This is a genomic window from Paenarthrobacter nitroguajacolicus, from assembly GCF_031455195.1.
GTDB lineage: Bacteria > Actinomycetota > Actinomycetes > Actinomycetales > Micrococcaceae > Arthrobacter > Arthrobacter nitroguajacolicus_D.
Genome location: NZ_JAVDSH010000003.1, coordinates 1 through 15324, shown reverse-complemented (window position 1 = coordinate 15324; position 15324 = coordinate 1). Strand labels below are relative to the sequence as shown.

Annotated in this window: 10 protein-coding genes; 7 read left to right on the top strand and 3 right to left on the bottom strand. The window is 61.7% G+C overall.

Translation table 11 applies throughout. The features are described 5' to 3' along the window. The first annotated feature begins 27 nt into the window (after nucleotides 1-27). Together J2Y68_RS07445 and secA are read left to right on the top strand one after the other, a co-directional pair. Complete coding sequence (locus J2Y68_RS07445; protein WP_309991700.1) at nucleotides 28-1317, top strand: winged helix-turn-helix domain-containing protein; 1290 nt, start codon at nucleotides 28-30, stop codon at nucleotides 1315-1317. A 42-nt stretch (nucleotides 1318-1359) separates the two neighbouring features. Beyond that, nucleotides 1360-4101 (top strand): preprotein translocase subunit SecA, encoded by a 2742-nt coding sequence (secA, locus tag J2Y68_RS07440; RefSeq protein WP_309991699.1) that lies wholly within the window; start codon nucleotides 1360-1362, stop codon nucleotides 4099-4101. A gap of 108 nt (nucleotides 4102-4209) precedes the next feature. Here secA and J2Y68_RS07435 read toward each other — a convergent pair whose 3' ends face one another. Together J2Y68_RS07435 and J2Y68_RS07430 are read right to left on the bottom strand one after the other, a co-directional pair. After that, nucleotides 4210-4632, bottom strand: a complete 423-nt coding sequence (locus J2Y68_RS07435; protein WP_309991696.1) for an Rv3235 family protein — start codon at nucleotides 4630-4632, stop codon at nucleotides 4210-4212. Between the two features lie 152 nt (nucleotides 4633-4784). After that, nucleotides 4785-5558 (bottom strand): LysM peptidoglycan-binding domain-containing protein, encoded by a 774-nt coding sequence (locus J2Y68_RS07430; protein ID WP_309991693.1) that lies wholly within the window; start codon nucleotides 5556-5558, stop codon nucleotides 4785-4787. A gap of 140 nt (nucleotides 5559-5698) precedes the next feature. On the opposite strand from J2Y68_RS07430, the gene J2Y68_RS07425 reads away from it, so the two are divergent. After that, a complete protein-coding gene (locus tag J2Y68_RS07425; protein WP_309991689.1) occupies nucleotides 5699-6271 on the top strand; it encodes a hypothetical protein in 573 nt (190 codons plus the stop codon). On the opposite strand, the gene J2Y68_RS07420 is transcribed toward J2Y68_RS07425, so the two are convergent. After that, nucleotides 6268-6489 carry a helix-turn-helix domain-containing protein gene (locus tag J2Y68_RS07420; RefSeq protein ID WP_211714191.1) on the bottom strand — a complete coding sequence of 74 codons (222 nt, stop codon included), beginning with the start codon at nucleotides 6487-6489 and terminating at the stop codon, nucleotides 6268-6270. The genes J2Y68_RS07425 and J2Y68_RS07420 overlap by 4 nt on opposite strands. Before the next feature lie 155 nt (nucleotides 6490-6644). Here J2Y68_RS07420 and J2Y68_RS07415 point away from each other — a divergent pair, with 155 nt between their 5' ends. From J2Y68_RS07415 to J2Y68_RS07400, 4 genes are read left to right on the top strand one after another with little or no spacing between them, the layout of a single operon-like run. Continuing rightward, nucleotides 6645-7289: an SAF domain-containing protein gene (locus J2Y68_RS07415; RefSeq protein WP_309991687.1), complete on the top strand. Its 645-nt coding sequence runs from the start codon at nucleotides 6645-6647 to the stop codon at nucleotides 7287-7289. Next, nucleotides 7286-8596 (top strand): AAA family ATPase, encoded by a 1311-nt coding sequence (locus tag J2Y68_RS07410; protein ID WP_309991686.1) that lies wholly within the window; start codon nucleotides 7286-7288, stop codon nucleotides 8594-8596. The genes J2Y68_RS07415 and J2Y68_RS07410 overlap by 4 nt, the downstream gene beginning before the upstream one ends. 57 nt (nucleotides 8597-8653) lie before the next feature. Further along, nucleotides 8654-13510 carry an NAD-glutamate dehydrogenase gene (locus J2Y68_RS07405; protein ID WP_309991684.1) on the top strand — a complete coding sequence of 1619 codons (4857 nt, stop codon included), beginning with the start codon at nucleotides 8654-8656 and terminating at the stop codon, nucleotides 13508-13510. Nucleotides 13511-13542: 32 nt separating this feature from the next. Continuing rightward, complete coding sequence (locus J2Y68_RS07400; RefSeq protein WP_309991682.1) at nucleotides 13543-15012, top strand: sensor histidine kinase; 1470 nt, start codon at nucleotides 13543-13545, stop codon at nucleotides 15010-15012. The last annotated feature ends 312 nt before the right edge of the window (nucleotides 15013-15324 follow it).

The window sequence follows — 15324 nt, the reverse complement described above, 5'->3', positions numbered from 1 at the left end:
CGTCAACTCCTGCATGAAGGGACTTCAATGACCGCTTCGCTGAGCCTCTCACAGGCACGGCGGATCGCATTGGCAGCTCAGGGTTTGGCAAAGGAACGGCCCACCGGCCCCGTGACACCACGGGCGGTGGGCCGGACCTTTGCCCGGCTCCAGTTGGTCCAGATCGATTCTGTGAACGTAGTGGCACGCAGCCACTACCTTCCGTTCTTTTCCCGATTGGGCAATTACGACCCGGACATCCTGCACATCATGGCCGGCCGGAAGCCGCGCAAAATGATGGAGTACTGGGCGCACGAGGCCAGCTTCATCCGGCCGGAGCACTTCCACGACCTGCTTCTGTGGCAAAAACGCGCCTGGGTTGGCGCACACCATCTGGATCCCTTGGAACGCCGGGGGATGGAGGAACGCATACTCGCAGCCCTTGCCTCAGGGCGCCCAATGACCGCATCTGAGCTGACGGCGAAGCTCGGACACGTCCACGACGCTGCACGTGATCAGTGGGGTTGGAACTGGAATATGGTCAAGCGCGTGCTGGAGCACCTCTTTGAAGAAGGAAAGGTCTCCGCGGCTTCAAGGACCCAGCAATTCGAACGCAAATACACCCTGACTGCCAGGGTCGTCCCTGACCTGCCGCCCGCGGTGCTTGATCCCGAGGCATCCTTGGACCGCCTGATCGAGGCCGCTGCCCAAGCCCACGGCATTGGCACGGTACGGTGCTTCTCCGACTACTTTCGTACGCCGGTGAAGGCCGGAGCGGAATCGGTCCGGCGTTTGGTGAAGTCCGGCCGGCTGGAACCTGTGTCAATCCGTGGCTGGGACCGTGAAACCTTCAAACACGTTGAGGCAAAGATGCCGCGAAGAGCGGAAGGACGCGCTTTGCTCAGTCCCTTTGACTCCTTGGTTTTCGAACGAAGACGCCTGGAAGAGCTTTTCGGCTTCCACTATCGGATTGAGATTTACACCCCGGCTGCCAAGCGGCGTTTTGGCTACTACGTTCTTCCGTTCCTCCTCAGGGAACGGATCGTAGCCCGGGTGGATCTCAAGGCGGACAGGGCCTCTGGGCAGCTTCTGGTGCGCTCGGCGTTCGGCGAGGCCGGCGCACCGGCGGATACCGCCGTCGAACTTGCCGCGGAGCTTAGCCTCATGGCCCGCTGGCTGGGTTTGGGCGAAGTGGTGGTTTGGCCCGTTGGCGACCTTGCAGCCAGCCTGGCCACGGAGGCGGCAATCCGCAGTGTCGATACTGCTGCGCAAGCACAGCCAGGCAGTCCGCTCACAGGTGAACCCGGCAACGTGGCGTTGGTCTCTCCCGTAGACTGAAACAGCCAGAATTCGGCAGCATGAGACTGGGAGCAATTTCACGTGGCATCACTAATCGAAAAACTTCTCCGCACGGGTGATAAAAAGACACTCAAGCAACTGCGGAACTATGCCGATTCCATCAATGCCCTGGAAGACTCTTTCAAGTCCTTCACGGACGCTGAACTCCGTGAGGAAACGGATCGCCTCCGTGCCCGCCACCAAGACGGCGACACCCTCGAGGCCCTGCTGCCCGAAGCCTTTGCTGCCGTCCGCGAGGCGTCATCCCGGACCCTGGGAATGCGGCACTTCGATGTCCAGCTCATGGGTGGGGCAGCCTTGCACCTAGGCAACATCGCCGAAATGAAAACCGGTGAAGGTAAAACCCTTGTTGCGACCGCACCGGCCTACCTCAACGCCCTTACCGGCAAAGGCGTCCACGTCGTTACGGTGAACGACTACCTTGCCGAATACCAGTCCGAACTCATGGGACGCGTCTACAGGTTCCTTGGCCTGACCAGCGGTTGCATCCTGTCCAACCAGGACCCGACAGTGCGCCGTGAACAGTACGCTGCAGACATCACCTACGGCACCAACAACGAGTTCGGCTTTGACTACTTGCGCGACAACATGGCATGGGATGCCAGCGAACTGGTGCAACGCGGCCACAACTTCGCGATCGTTGACGAGGTGGACTCCATCCTCATCGACGAGGCGCGGACGCCACTGATCATCTCCGGGCCGGCACAGGGTGACACCAACAGGTGGTACAGCGAATTCGCCAAGGTTGTGACGCGTCTTCAGCCCGAGGTCGACTACGAGGTCGACGAGAAGAAGCGGACCGTTGGCGTGCTGGAAGCCGGCATCGAAAAGGTGGAGGACTATCTCGGAATCCAAAACCTGTACGAATCTGCCAACACCCCCCTGATTGGCTTCCTCAACAACGCCATCAAGGCAAAGGAATTGTTCAAGCGGGATAAGGACTACGTCATCCTCGATGGCGAGGTCCTGATCGTCGACGAGCACACGGGGCGCATCCTTGCTGGCCGGCGCTACAACGAAGGCATGCACCAGGCCATTGAAGCCAAGGAAAACGTCGAAATCAAGGCCGAGAACCAGACTCTCGCCACGGTGACATTGCAGAACTACTTCCGCATGTATTCGAAGCTTTCCGGCATGACCGGTACGGCCGAAACCGAGGCCGCGGAATTCATGAGCACGTACAAGCTTGGCGTCGTCCCCATTCCTACCAACCGGGATATGCAGCGCATTGACCAGTCTGACCTCGTCTACAAGAACGAGGTCGTGAAGTTTGATGCCGTGGTTGCTGACATCGCGGAACGCCACGAAAACGGGCAGCCGGTACTGGTCGGAACCACGAGCGTTGAAAAGAGCGAATACCTCTCTAAGCTGCTTGCCAAGGAAGGTATCCGCCACGAAGTCCTCAACGCAAAAAACCACGCACGCGAGGCCTCCATTGTGGCCCAAGCAGGCCGTAAGGGTGCGGTAACCGTAGCCACCAACATGGCTGGCCGCGGTACTGACATCATGCTCGGCGGCAACGCCGAATTCACCGCCATCGCCGAACTCGCCAAGCGTGGCCTCGACCCCGAAGAGAACTCGGAAGAGTACGAGGCTGCGTGGCCCGAAGCCCTGGCATCGGCAAAGCAGGCCGTCAAGGACGAACACGAAGAAGTCCTGAACCTCGGTGGGCTGTACGTCCTGGGTACCGAACGCCACGAATCACGCCGTATCGATAACCAGCTGCGAGGCCGTTCCGGCCGTCAGGGCGACCCCGGCGAATCCCGCTTCTACCTCTCGCTGACAGACGACCTCATGAGGCTGTTCAACTCCGGAGCCGCGGAACGGCTCATGAACAGTTCAGTGCCCGACGACGTTGCGCTCGAGTCCAAACTGGTGTCCCGGGCAATTGCCTCGGCCCAGGGCCAAGTGGAAGCACGCAACGCCGAACAGCGCAAGAATGTCCTCAAATACGATGACGTCCTCAACCGCCAGCGTGAAGCCATCTATGGTGACCGTCGCCGGATCCTCGAAGGCGACGACCTTCACGAAAAGGTCCAGTACTTCCTTGAAGACACCATCAATGCCCTCATCGAGGCGGCAACCGCCGAGGGGACCGGCGACGACTGGGACTTCAACCAGTTGTGGACAAACCTGAAGACTCTTTACCCGGCCACAGTTACTCCCGAGGACATCATCGAGGAGGCCGGCGGCAAGTCCCGCGTCACGGCAGAGTTCCTGAAGGAAGAGATACTCTCCGACGCCCGGCTCGTGTACCAGGCCCGCGAGGAAGCCATTGGATCGGAGAGCATGCGCGAGCTTGAACGCCGCGTTGTACTCTCGGTCCTTGGGCGAAAGTGGCAGGAACACCTCTACGAGATGGATTACCTCAAGGAAGGAATCGGTCTCCGGGCGATGGCCCAGCGCGATCCCCTGGTCGAGTACCAACGGGAGGGCTTCGTCATGTTCCAGAGCATGATGGAAGCCATTCGCGAAGAGAGCATCGGGTTCCTGTACAACCTTGAAGTAGAAGTAACGCCCGCCGAAGACGTAGTGGTTGCCGATGACACTGCTCGTGGCACGCACACAGAGCACCATGATCCCCAAATCCGGGCGGCTGGGCTGCAGGCACCGGAGAAACCGGCCCAATTGCAGTACACCGCTCCCGGCGAGGACGGAGCAACCCAAACCCGGATAGAGGGCCGTGCTTCAGGTCGTTCCGGCAACCCCGCCAAGGCGGCTGGCCAGGAGCAACGTAAACCGGCAAAGAAAAAGCGCCGCTGACCCCCTCCTGAGCTGCGAATCTTAAGGGCGAACCCCGGGCCACAAGGTCCGGGGTTCGCCCTTTTTCCATTGATCCCACTCCTGCGATGCGGATGCCCTCGGCCACCGTCAGCCAATTTCGAGTGCGGTAACCTGCCAAACGCCATCCAAACGTTCCAGCCTCATAGCTACCGCGCGGCAGCGTTGTTCCTCCGCCACCACGATGCTGGCCTCACAGATGGACTCCGAAATGGAGCACACCCGAACGGAACGGACCATCGGACTGCTGTGGGGCTGCTGGCTGCCGCGGACCCTCGCAGCATGTTTTCGGGTGAGGGCCGCCCGGTGCTGCAAGGCTAGGTAGCACTCAGGGTCAAGGGAACGTGAGAGCTGCTGGAGGGGCCGGGTCCCGGCGAGGACCTCCAAAGCGGCCTGGGCAATGCTCCGCGCGACAAGCCGAACATCGACGTCCGTGCCGTTGGAGCCACGAACGGCGCTTGTCCCTCTTCCGCTTTGGCGGGTTGCCGGCCTGCTTGGAGTCGTAACGGTCATGGTCATACCTCGTGCATTCACAACATAGGCTCGGGCGTGGGGACGCCCTTGCCTGGGTGGCTTCTGCTGGGATGACGCTGGATGGAAAACGACGTGCGGTGGGAGCCCCTGAGTGGGCTCCCACGCGAACCTTAAGGTCCGCGGCTGCTGAGCTAGCCGGGGGCAGGAGGTTGCAGGACCTGACCTGGATGAAGCATGGTCGGGTCAGCACCAATCGTGGAGCGGTTCGCGTCGTACCATTTGGGCCAGGACAGCGCGATGTCTACGTCGGTGGCGAAAGGACCCAGCCGGGAAGCCGCAATGGACCACAGCGAGTCTCCGGGTTGCACGATGACGTCCTCTTTGCCAGCGGAAGCGTCCTGCCGTGACGCGGGCAGGCTCAGAAGTCCAGGATCAACAACAGGGGGCTGCGGCCGCCAGCCGGGGTTGATTGCCTCGACCTGTGGTGTAACGGTTCCGACGGGCGCCGCAGTGCCTGCGCTTGGCGCGCTAAGCGAAGTGGGGGTCCATGATGCACCGGTGGAATTGGAGGTCACGGTGTCTGTGGCGTGCCAGCCCGGCTCCGGTTGTGGTGCTGCTTGCGCGATACCGCAGGCCAGGAGGTTCAGGCCGAGCACTGCTGCGGCAAGGCGCAGCATGAAGCCGGGGCTGAACTTGGAGATGGTGCCGGCCATCTTGGGCTGACCTCTTCGCGCCATGGCAGTCGCCAGAAAGGCAAGGCAAAACGACAGGGCCCACCAAGCCACGATGGAGGTGCCTACGGCACTGGCGGCAATGCCTAGAAAGTGTTCAAGGGAGGACTGCTGTTGATGGTTTTCAGCAGCCAACCATTGGCTGAACAGGATGCTGCCCACGAACGCCAGGAGCAAACCGAGCCCGAGTAATGAAGCAGCAAGGGCCAGGTCCCTGCGTAGTGTGTGCGCCATTCCAAGCCCCCAAAGCTTAGTTTGATGTCATTTGACCGTGTTTGACCCATTGTGATGGGTTATGCACTCGGTTGTCCAATCAGTTCCTCCGGATGACGGTTGGATTGTCCTGGGTCCCTAGTGCAGCCTAGTCTGGCCACATGAGATGGGACTCTCTCTTCAGCGATTTGGAAGCACAATTTTCGGCCGAACGCGCCCTCGAATCCGAATCCGAGATAACGGAGCGGGCCCGGGTTGAGCTCGGCAGCGTAGAACTCAACGACCGCCTCCGCGGCGTGGCCGGCTCAGGTATCAAGGTCATGCTGGTGGATGGCACCGTTCTCCGGGGTGGGCTCAGCCATATCGGGAGTGAGTGGATAGTGCTTACCGAAGGGGCGCGGCAATGGTTGATCCCGCATGGATCCGTGCTCTCCTACCAAGGACTAGGGAGGCTGGCCATCAAAGAACAATCCCGCGTGCAACGTTCATTGGGGATCGCTTCCGCGTTGCGGGCGTTGTCCAGGGGCCGCGTCCCACTTGTCGTCTACCTGGCCGTCAGGAAAGGCGACGGCCACAAGCTCGACGGGGTTATCGACAGGGTAGGGAAGGACTACTTTGACCTGGCAGTTGTGGTGCCCGGTGAAGAGAGGCGGGCTGGAAGCGTGGCGGCTGTGGTGACCGTTCCGTTCGACTCCCTAACGGCCATTAGCTCGAACAGCGGTCAAGGATTCTAGCGCTGCGCCGTCTTGGACCTGGACTCTTCGATCATCCGGCTGGCTTCTGCATAACGATCCTGGATGTACTGCTCCAGCATGGTTTCCTCAATACGCCACTGTCCGCGCCCTCCCACCTGTATAGCCTTCAACTCCCCGCTTCGCACCAAGGCGTAAGCCTGGGGGGAGTTTATTTGGAGTTGTTCGGCGACGTCCGCCAGAGTCAGGAATCGGGGCATGGCTCCATTTTGCCATCGGTATTGCTGTTTGGGGTAGTTATCCACAGTTTCGGCCCATTTGGGGCCATTGGCTTTGGGGCAGCCGGTCACGGCCGGTAAGAATGGGGAGGCAGGTACCCGGGACCTGCCCAAACTCATACTGGGGGAGCTGGAAAATGGGTCCAAACGCAGCCGTTGCCGCCGCACGCTTAAAGAAGCCGTCATGGAAGGACCCTCGGCTGCTGGTCGGGATCCTTCTGGTACTTCTCTCCATTGCGGGCGTCGTGGCGCTGGTGGGAACGGCTGATAAGACTATTCAGGTCTACGCTGCCCGGGAGAACATAGCAGTTGGCCAGCGCGTCACCGAAGCCGACTTCTCCATTGTGAAAGTGCGCTTGGACGGCATTGAGTCAAGCTACGTCACCGTCGAAAGTGGACTGCCGTCGGACAAGGTCGCGTTACAGAGGGTAGCGAAGAACCAATTGATTCCGCAGGACAGCCTGGGTACGGCCGACCTCCTGAACCGCAAGCCGGTGGCTATCTCCGTGGATGAAGAGCTTCCCACCCAGGCAGTCCCTGGGGCTCGGGTGGATGTATGGGTTGCCATGCCGGGAACCGACAGATCATTCGCGGAGCCTGAGTTGTTGTTGCCGGGCGCAGAAATCGCACAGGTGATGGAGGGCTCCACTACCCTGGGTGCCTCGAAGACCAAAGTGGTGCTGGTGCTGGTGACGGATGAGCAAATGCCCAGGCTGCTCGGTGCGCAGGCCAACGATGCCAAGGTGTCCGTAGTCTGGAACCCGGCGGGGTTGGTCCGGTGAGCATTCCCGTGATAACCGTTGGCGCGGCTGAAGAGGATGTCGTGGGTGGGCTTGAGCGCTTGCACGGCCCGGTAACGGTTGTCCGGCGTTGTTCCGAGCTTGCCGAGATGATTGCCGCATGCCAAAGCGGACTTGCCCTGGCTGCCGTCGTTGTCGAAGGCTGCCGCGAGTTGACCTCAACGCTCGTTGACCGCCTCGCGGCGGTAGGTGTATCTGTAGTAGCCCTCACGGATGATCCGGAGGAAGCGCGGCGACTCCAATCCATTGGCGTTGTCGTCGCCGTTCCGGGAATCGATCCATCCGCCCTCGCCGACCACATCTCCCAAGCAGTTGGGCGTGTGGCATCAGCTGCTGGACCAGGCTACGGATACGGCAGTGGATTCGCGGATCCGTCAGCGGATCTTGCATCGGTGGCGGCGCCGGAAGCTTTGGAGGAACCGCCGCGCGGGCAAGGGGAGATCATCGCTGTCTGGGGGCCAACAGGTGCACCCGGCAGGACTCTGGTGGCAGTCAACATCGCGGCAGAACTCGCGGCGGACGGCAAATCCGTGATCCTGGTGGACGCTGACAGCTATGGCGCCAGTGTTTCGGCGGTTCTGGGCCTGTTGGATGAATCAGCTGGACTGGCCCAGGCGTGCAGGCTTGCCGATCAGGGCTTGCTCGATGACAGGGCCTTGGAGTCTGCGGCTGCGTTCGTGTTCACCACAGCAGGTGCTTTCCGTGTCCTCACGGGGACCACGCGCGCGGATCGTTGGACTGAACTCAGGGCAGCGGCGCTGTCCGTGGTTCTTGACCTTGCCCGGCACGCGGCGGACTTCGTTGTGGTGGACACAGGATTTTGCCTCGAGTCGGATGAAGAACTGAGCTTCGACACAATGACTCCGCGGCGTAACGCGGCGACCCTCCGCAGCCTGGAAATGGCCGACGTGGTGCTCGCCGTGGGAGCAGCGGATCCCGTAGGCATACCGCGCCTGGTTCGCGGCTTGGCCGAACTGGAGGCCACCATTCCAGAGGCGTCCCCCCGAATAGTGCTGAACAAGGTCAAGCGGTCCACCGTGGGCCATTCGCCCAAAAGGCAATTGGACGAAGCCTGGGAGCGGTTCGGCCCCGGTCCGGGCATCGATGCGTACTTGCCCGCGGACTCGGCTGCCTGCGAGCTCGCCCTTCTGACTGGCTCCGTTTTACTCGAAGCCGCCCCGGATTCGCCCCTCCGTCAGGCAATCGCCCAACTGGTTTGTGCACCTGTCCAGCGAAATCGCAATTCTTTCAGGCGATCAACCAGAGTCCTGCGGTTCCTTAAGCGCTAGGCTCAACATGTGGGCTGCAGAGTCGCAGCAATCAACTTGTGATGGAGGCGTTTGTCGATGTCGTCAGGATCCAGCGTGGAGGATCGGTCCGATGCAGCAGTTGTCCGTGAAGGGTTCTTCGGTGACTACTATGAGCATCTCGCAGAGGAGGACTCCCGCGCCTACTCGCCTGAGCTGTTGATGTCGCGGGCATCCCATCACAGGACTGTTGCCCAGTCCCGCCGACCAGGCAACGCCGTGGTGGAAATCTCCGCCGAATCCGACCGAAGCGTCGTCTACATCGTTACCGACGACATGCCCTTCCTCGTTGACTCGGTCAACGCAGAGCTTGTTCGCCAGAACTGCGCCATCCGACTCGTGATGCACCCCTTGTTCGTGGTTACCCGCGATCGGGTGTCCGGGGAACTGGCCAAGATCTCCAGGGTCCCCTCCAATGTCGGCATCTCCAGCGGCGATACAGCAGCCCTGCCCAGTGTGGCCCACCTGCTCGGTGACGGCGACAACGCATCGCACATGGAATCGTGGATCGCTGTCGAGATTGACCGCGTTAACGATGAAGTCCGCGAACAATTGGTCTCCGGTCTGCAACGCGTCCTGGGCGACGTCAGGGCAGCAGTCGAAGACTGGCCGAAAATGCGCAGCAAGGCACTCGAATTGGCTGAGGCGCTGGGGGGCGTATCCCATCCTGAACAGGTTGCCGAGCTTCGACAGGCCCAAGACCTGTTGCGATGGCTGGATAACGGCAACTTCACTTTCCTGGGGTACCGGGAATACGACCTCGTCAATGAAGACGGCGAAGACGTCCTTCAACTGCGGGAAGACAGCGGTCTGGGACTTCTCCGCGCCGGAGATTCCACCCGCCAGGTCCAGCACCTGACGGATGCAGGTCGAAAGCGCGCAAGGGAGAAGCGCGCCTTGGTCATCACCAAGGCCAACTCGCGCTCCACCGTCCACCGGCCTGCCTACCTTGATTACATCGGCGTCAAAAGCTTCGATGCCCTGGGCAATGTGAACGGCGAAAGGCGCTTCATTGGGCTCTTTGCCACGAGCGCGTACACCGGATCCGTGCGCAGCATACCGATTGTGCGCGACAAGGTGGATGCTGTCCTGCGCAATGCCGGGTTCCCGATCGACTCGCACTCCGGCAAGGATCTCTTGGGCATCCTCGAGACGTATCCCCGCGATGAGCTGTTCCAGATTGAGATACCTGATCTCGCTGCCACAGCCACAGGCATCCAGCGCCTGCAGGAACGTCGGCGCACCAAGCTGTTCCTCCGACCGGACATTTACGGCAGGTTCATGTCAGCGGTGGTCTACCTGCCCCGCGATCGCTACACCACCAGCGTCCGACTCCGGATCGAGCAGGAACTCCGCGAAACTTTCCAGGCCGAGAGCATTGACTACGAGGCGCGGATTACCGAGTCGGCTTTGGCCCGTGTCTTCTTCAGGATCAGGTTGCCCCGCACCGCGGAACTTGCCGAGGTCAATGTAGAAGAGCTCGAACACCGCCTGATGCGGGCATCGAGGTCCTGGAGCGAAGGTATTGCTGAAGTCCTGCGCGAGAACCGTCCCGCGGCGGAAGCCGATGTCTTGTCGGCGCTGTGGGCTGAGGCATTCCCGGCCGGTTACCGCGTGGATTACGAAGTCGAAGATGCGCTGGAAGACATCGAGCGTTTCGAGAAGTACGGTGCCCAGGCGGAAAGGGCCGGGGGAGCCACCAGGCAAGTCAAGCCCGGCGTACACGTTTACCTTCCGGAGGGTGCCGGTGAGGCGTTGGAAGAAGACGCACGCGTCAAGCTCTATTTGATGGAGCCCAAGAGCCTCAGCCAAATCCTTCCCTACTTCCACAACCTTGGCCTCGAAGTGTTGGACGAGCGGCCCTTCGAGATTGAAACCGCAGACAACCGGGATTTCTTCCTTTACGACCTTGGGCTCAAGTACCCTGCCGGGGTTGATCCCCTGACAACGGGTGACCTCCTGGGCGATTCGTTTGGGGCTGCGGTCACTGGGGCGGTGGAGTCGGACAACTTCGACCGGTTGGTGCTCCGCGAAGGCATGCACTGGCGGCAGGTGGTCGTGCTTCGTGCGTACGCCAAGTACATGCGGCAAATGGGCAACACCAACTCCTTCGGATTCATCGCTGACACACTCCTCGGGAATCCCGATGTAGCCCGGGGCCTCAATGAGCTCTTCTCGGCGCGCTTCGATCCCGCCGTCCCTGAGGACCTCAGGCCCGAACGCCAGGCCGCTGCGCGGAACGCACTCGCGGAATCCATTGAGCAAGTAGCCACCTTGGACGCCGACCGCGTCCTTCGGACCTTCGTCAACCTCATCGAGTCGACGTTGCGGACCAACTACTTCCAAAACAAGGACTACGTCAGCTTCAAGCTCGACCCCACCTCGATCGACGGGCTTCCTTTCCCACGTCCCATGTTCGAGATCTGGGTCTACTCCCCGAGGGTGGAAGGGGTGCACCTGCGCTTTGGGAAGGTGGCGAGGGGTGGCCTTCGCTGGTCGGATCGCCGGGAAGATTTCCGCACGGAGATCCTGGGCCTTGTTAAGGCCCAGACTGTCAAGAACGCAGTGATCGTTCCCACCGGCGCCAAGGGCGGGTTCTTCGCCAAGAAACTGCCCAACCCTGCCGTGGACCGGGCGGCTTGGATGGCCGAAGGTATTGAGAGCTACAAGACTTTCATCCGGGGTCTGCTGGACATCACCGACAACCTCGTCACCTCAGCGGACGGCGAGAGGCTCGTGCCGCCGTCGGACGTTGTCCGTCACGACGGTGACGACTCATACCTGGTGGTGGCAGCTGACAAGGGAACCGCAACGTTCTCGGACACCGCTAACGGACTGGCTGCCGAATACGGTTTCTGGCTGGGCGACGCCTTTGCCTCCGGCGGTTCCGTCGGTTACGACCACAAGGCCATGGGCATCACCGCACGTGGCGCCTGGGAATCCGTCAAGCGGCACTTCAGCGAGTTGGACCTCGACACCCAATCCGAAGAATTCACGGTGGTCGGTGTGGGCGACATGTCAGGCGATGTCTTCGGCAATGGCATGCTGCTTTCCCGGCACATTCGGCTGCTTGCCGCTTTTGACCACCGCCATATCTTCCTGGATCCGACCCCCGATGCGGCGGCGTCCTTCGCCGAAAGGCAGCGGCTCTTCGACCTGCCGAGGTCTTCCTGGGATGACTACGACCGCTCCCTCATCAGCGAAGGCGGCGGCGTCTACGCACGGCAGGCCAAGACCATCCCGGTTTCTGACCAGGTCCGCAAGGCGCTGGGCCTGCCCGATGGAACCACTCAGCTAAGCCCGCCGGAACTACTCCGTGCGATCCTGCTGGCGCCCGCCGACCTTCTCTACAACGGCGGCATCGGGACCTACGTCAAGGCCAGTACCGAGACGCATGCTGCGGTGGGGGATAAGGCAAATGATGCGATTCGCGTGGATGGCCGCGACCTCCGGGTCAAGGTGGTGGGCGAGGGTGGAAACCTCGGTTTGACCCAGCGCGGACGAATCGAGGCCGCCCTGCAAGGGGTCATCCTTAATACGGATGCGATTGACAACTCGGCCGGCGTAGACTGCTCCGACCATGAGGTCAACATCAAGATCTTCGTGGACCGCATGGTGGCAGCCGGCAAGCTGGAAGCCTCGGACCGTGCGTTGTTCCTGGCCGATATGACCGATGAAGTGGGACGGCTGGTCCTGCAGGACAACATCGACCAGAACATCCTGCTCCTCAACGACCGGACACGGGTTGCGGACTGGAGCCCGAGCTACGAGCGCCTCATGGACTGGCTCGAGAAGTCCGCAGACCTCAAGCGCGACCTTGAAGCCTTGCCCACCACCGATACCCTGCGTGCAAGGTTGGAACAAGGCCAGGGCCTGACGTCTCCGGAGCTGGCTGTCCTGGCCGCCTACGCAAAGATCGAACTGGGCGCTGCCCTCCGGGACAGCAACCTCGCCGATGATCCGTGGTTCGCGGACACCATCCGCAACTACTTCCCCAAGCAGTTGCGCGAAAAGTTCGACGCCGAATTGGACACCCATCCGCTGCGGCGCGAGATCATCGCCACTGTGGTTGCCAACGACATCATCAACCTGGGCGGCATCACCTTCGCGTTCCGGGCCATGGAAGAAACCTCGGCCAATGAAGTGGCGGTCGCGAAAGCGTTCGTGGCCCTGCGCGAAATCTATGACCTCGATCCCATGGTCGCCGAACTGAATGCGCTCCCTGCGTCCTTCCCAACAGAACACTGGAGTGAGGTCCACCTGGACGTCCGCCGGTTGCTTGACCGCGCGGTGCGGTGGGTGCTGGGGCAAGGGATGGCGTCCCAGCCCATTTCCGAGGTCGTGGAATCGTTCAAGCCCATGCTGGCTCCGCTGCGCGCAAAGCTGCTGGACTACCTGCGGGGCGAAGACAAGGTGCGCATCACCGGCTGGTTGGAGAGGGCACGCGGCTGGGACCTGCCGGATCACCTGGCGCACAGGTGGGCGGAGCTGTTCGAGAGCTATGCCCTCCTGGATATTGCCCGGATCGCCCGGACCGGAAACGACACGGTCGAAAACGTCGCCCACGTCTACTACACGGTGTTCAACCGCTTCCACGTCGATTCACTGCTGGAGCGCATCAGTTCGCTTCCACGTGACGACCGCTGGCAAGCCCTGGCCCGTGCGGCACTCAGGGATGACCTGTATTCCACGGTGGCAGACATGACGACGTCGGTACTTGAGTCGACGGAGTCCGGCGCCTTGGCGGAAGATCGTCTCAAGGCATGGGAAGGGCAAAATGCCGAGCAGCTCGGCCGGGCCAAGACCATGTTTGACGAGGTCAACGCACTCGAAGCCGACGACATGGCGTCACTGTCGGTAGCATTAAGGCTCTTGAGGTCAATCGTTCGACGCTAGGAGCAAGTCCCGGCGTCGCAAATGGAGGTGCAGTGGCAATCTTTACAGACCCCATCAGGGAACACGCTGATTTCGGGCCTGGAGATGCCGAATGGCTGCACCTCCTCGTCGGTGACTGGCAGATGGTCGCCGACCTGGCTTTCGCGGACCTCGCTTTGTGGTTCCCGCATCCAGAGCTCGGCTACATCGCCCTCGCCCACGTGCGTCCGTCGACATCGCACACGGTGTTCCACGCGGATTTCGTGGGTGAGGGCATCCGCTCTGACCTCCGCCCGTTGGTGGACAAGGCGTGGAACAGCCGATCCATCGAACGATCCAGCGAAACGAGCTGGAGCAGCGAGATGGCATTGCGCGTCGAGGCAGTTCCCATGGTGCGCAACGGCCGAACACTGGCAGTTGTCACCTCGCACATGGACCTGTCCAGCTCACGGATGCCGTCCCGGTTGGAACTGACCTATCGCCAGTGCGCGTACGACCTCCTGCGGATGGGAACGCTCGGGTTATGGCCCGACTTTGCCTCACCCACGGGGTCCCGTCGAGGAGCGCCCCGGGTCGGTGACGGGCTTATCAGGCTCGATGCCGATGGCATTGTGCAGTATGCCAGCCCCAACGGAGTGTCCGCCTTCCGCCGACTCGGTGAAGTGGAAACGTTGGAGGGGCGTTCCCTGGCCGAAGTGACTGCGGGCCTGCTCAAGGATCGACGCATGGTGGACGAAACCCTGCCATTGGTTGTCACGGGCCGGATGCCCTGGCGCAGTGAAATCGAATCCAGGGGCGTGAGCCTGTCCCTCCGGGCCATTCCGCTGCGCGACGAGCAGCATAGATTTGGTGCCCTGGTTCTGTGCCGTGATGTTTCGGAGCTCCGCCGACGGGAAATGGAACTCGTTACCAAGGATGCCACCATCCGGGAGATACATCACCGGGTGAAGAACAACCTGCAGACAGTGGCCGCCCTGCTGCGCATGCAGTCCCGCCGGATGGTCAGCGACGAAGCCAAGCAAGGGTTGGAGCAGGCCATGCGGCGCGTGGCCACCATTGCCCTGGTTCATGAGACCCTTTCGCAGGGCCTGACTCAGAGCGTCGATTTCGATGAGCTGATTGGACGGCAGTTCCGGTTGTCGGCTGAGGTTGCCTCGCCGTCCCAGCAGGTACGGACAGAACGTTCAGGCCTGTTCGGCGAATTGCCCAGCGATTTTGCCACTCCGCTGGCATTGGTCATCAATGAACTCGTCACCAACGCCGTGGAGCACGGGCTGGAAGGACGAACGGGAACCGTGTGGTTGTTGGCTGACCGGGCGGACGGGGAGGGGAACGACGAATTCCTGACTGTTACCGTTGCCGACGACGGCGTTGGATTGCCCGATGGGCAATACACGGAGGGCCTGGGCCTTCAAATTGTCCGCACATTGGTCACCAGCGAGCTCGGGGGATCGATCCAGTGGAGCCCGCGTGACGGGGGCGGCACCGCCGTCGAAATCGTCTTGAACCTGGCGCGGTCCTAGGGCCCGTTCGTTGGGCCCGTTCCTTGGGCTCGGTCCTTAGGGCCCAACGTGCGGGGACCCGGGGGGACTCAGGGTAGCGCGACCCTTGGGTAGCTTGGGCCGGACCTAGGGAGGGGAGTATCTGAGGATAGCCACGACCCTTGGGTAGCCTGGGCCGGGCCCATGGTGAGCTGAGGCGTGGCGGGTTAACACGGAAGGGCGCGGGCCCCACGGGGCGCGGGCGGCCCGGGTTTTTTAGGTTTCGATGTAACGCGGCGCGCGCGCGCGGGCCCGCCGCTGGGGGGCCGGCGGGCGGCTTCGCGCCAGCCCCCC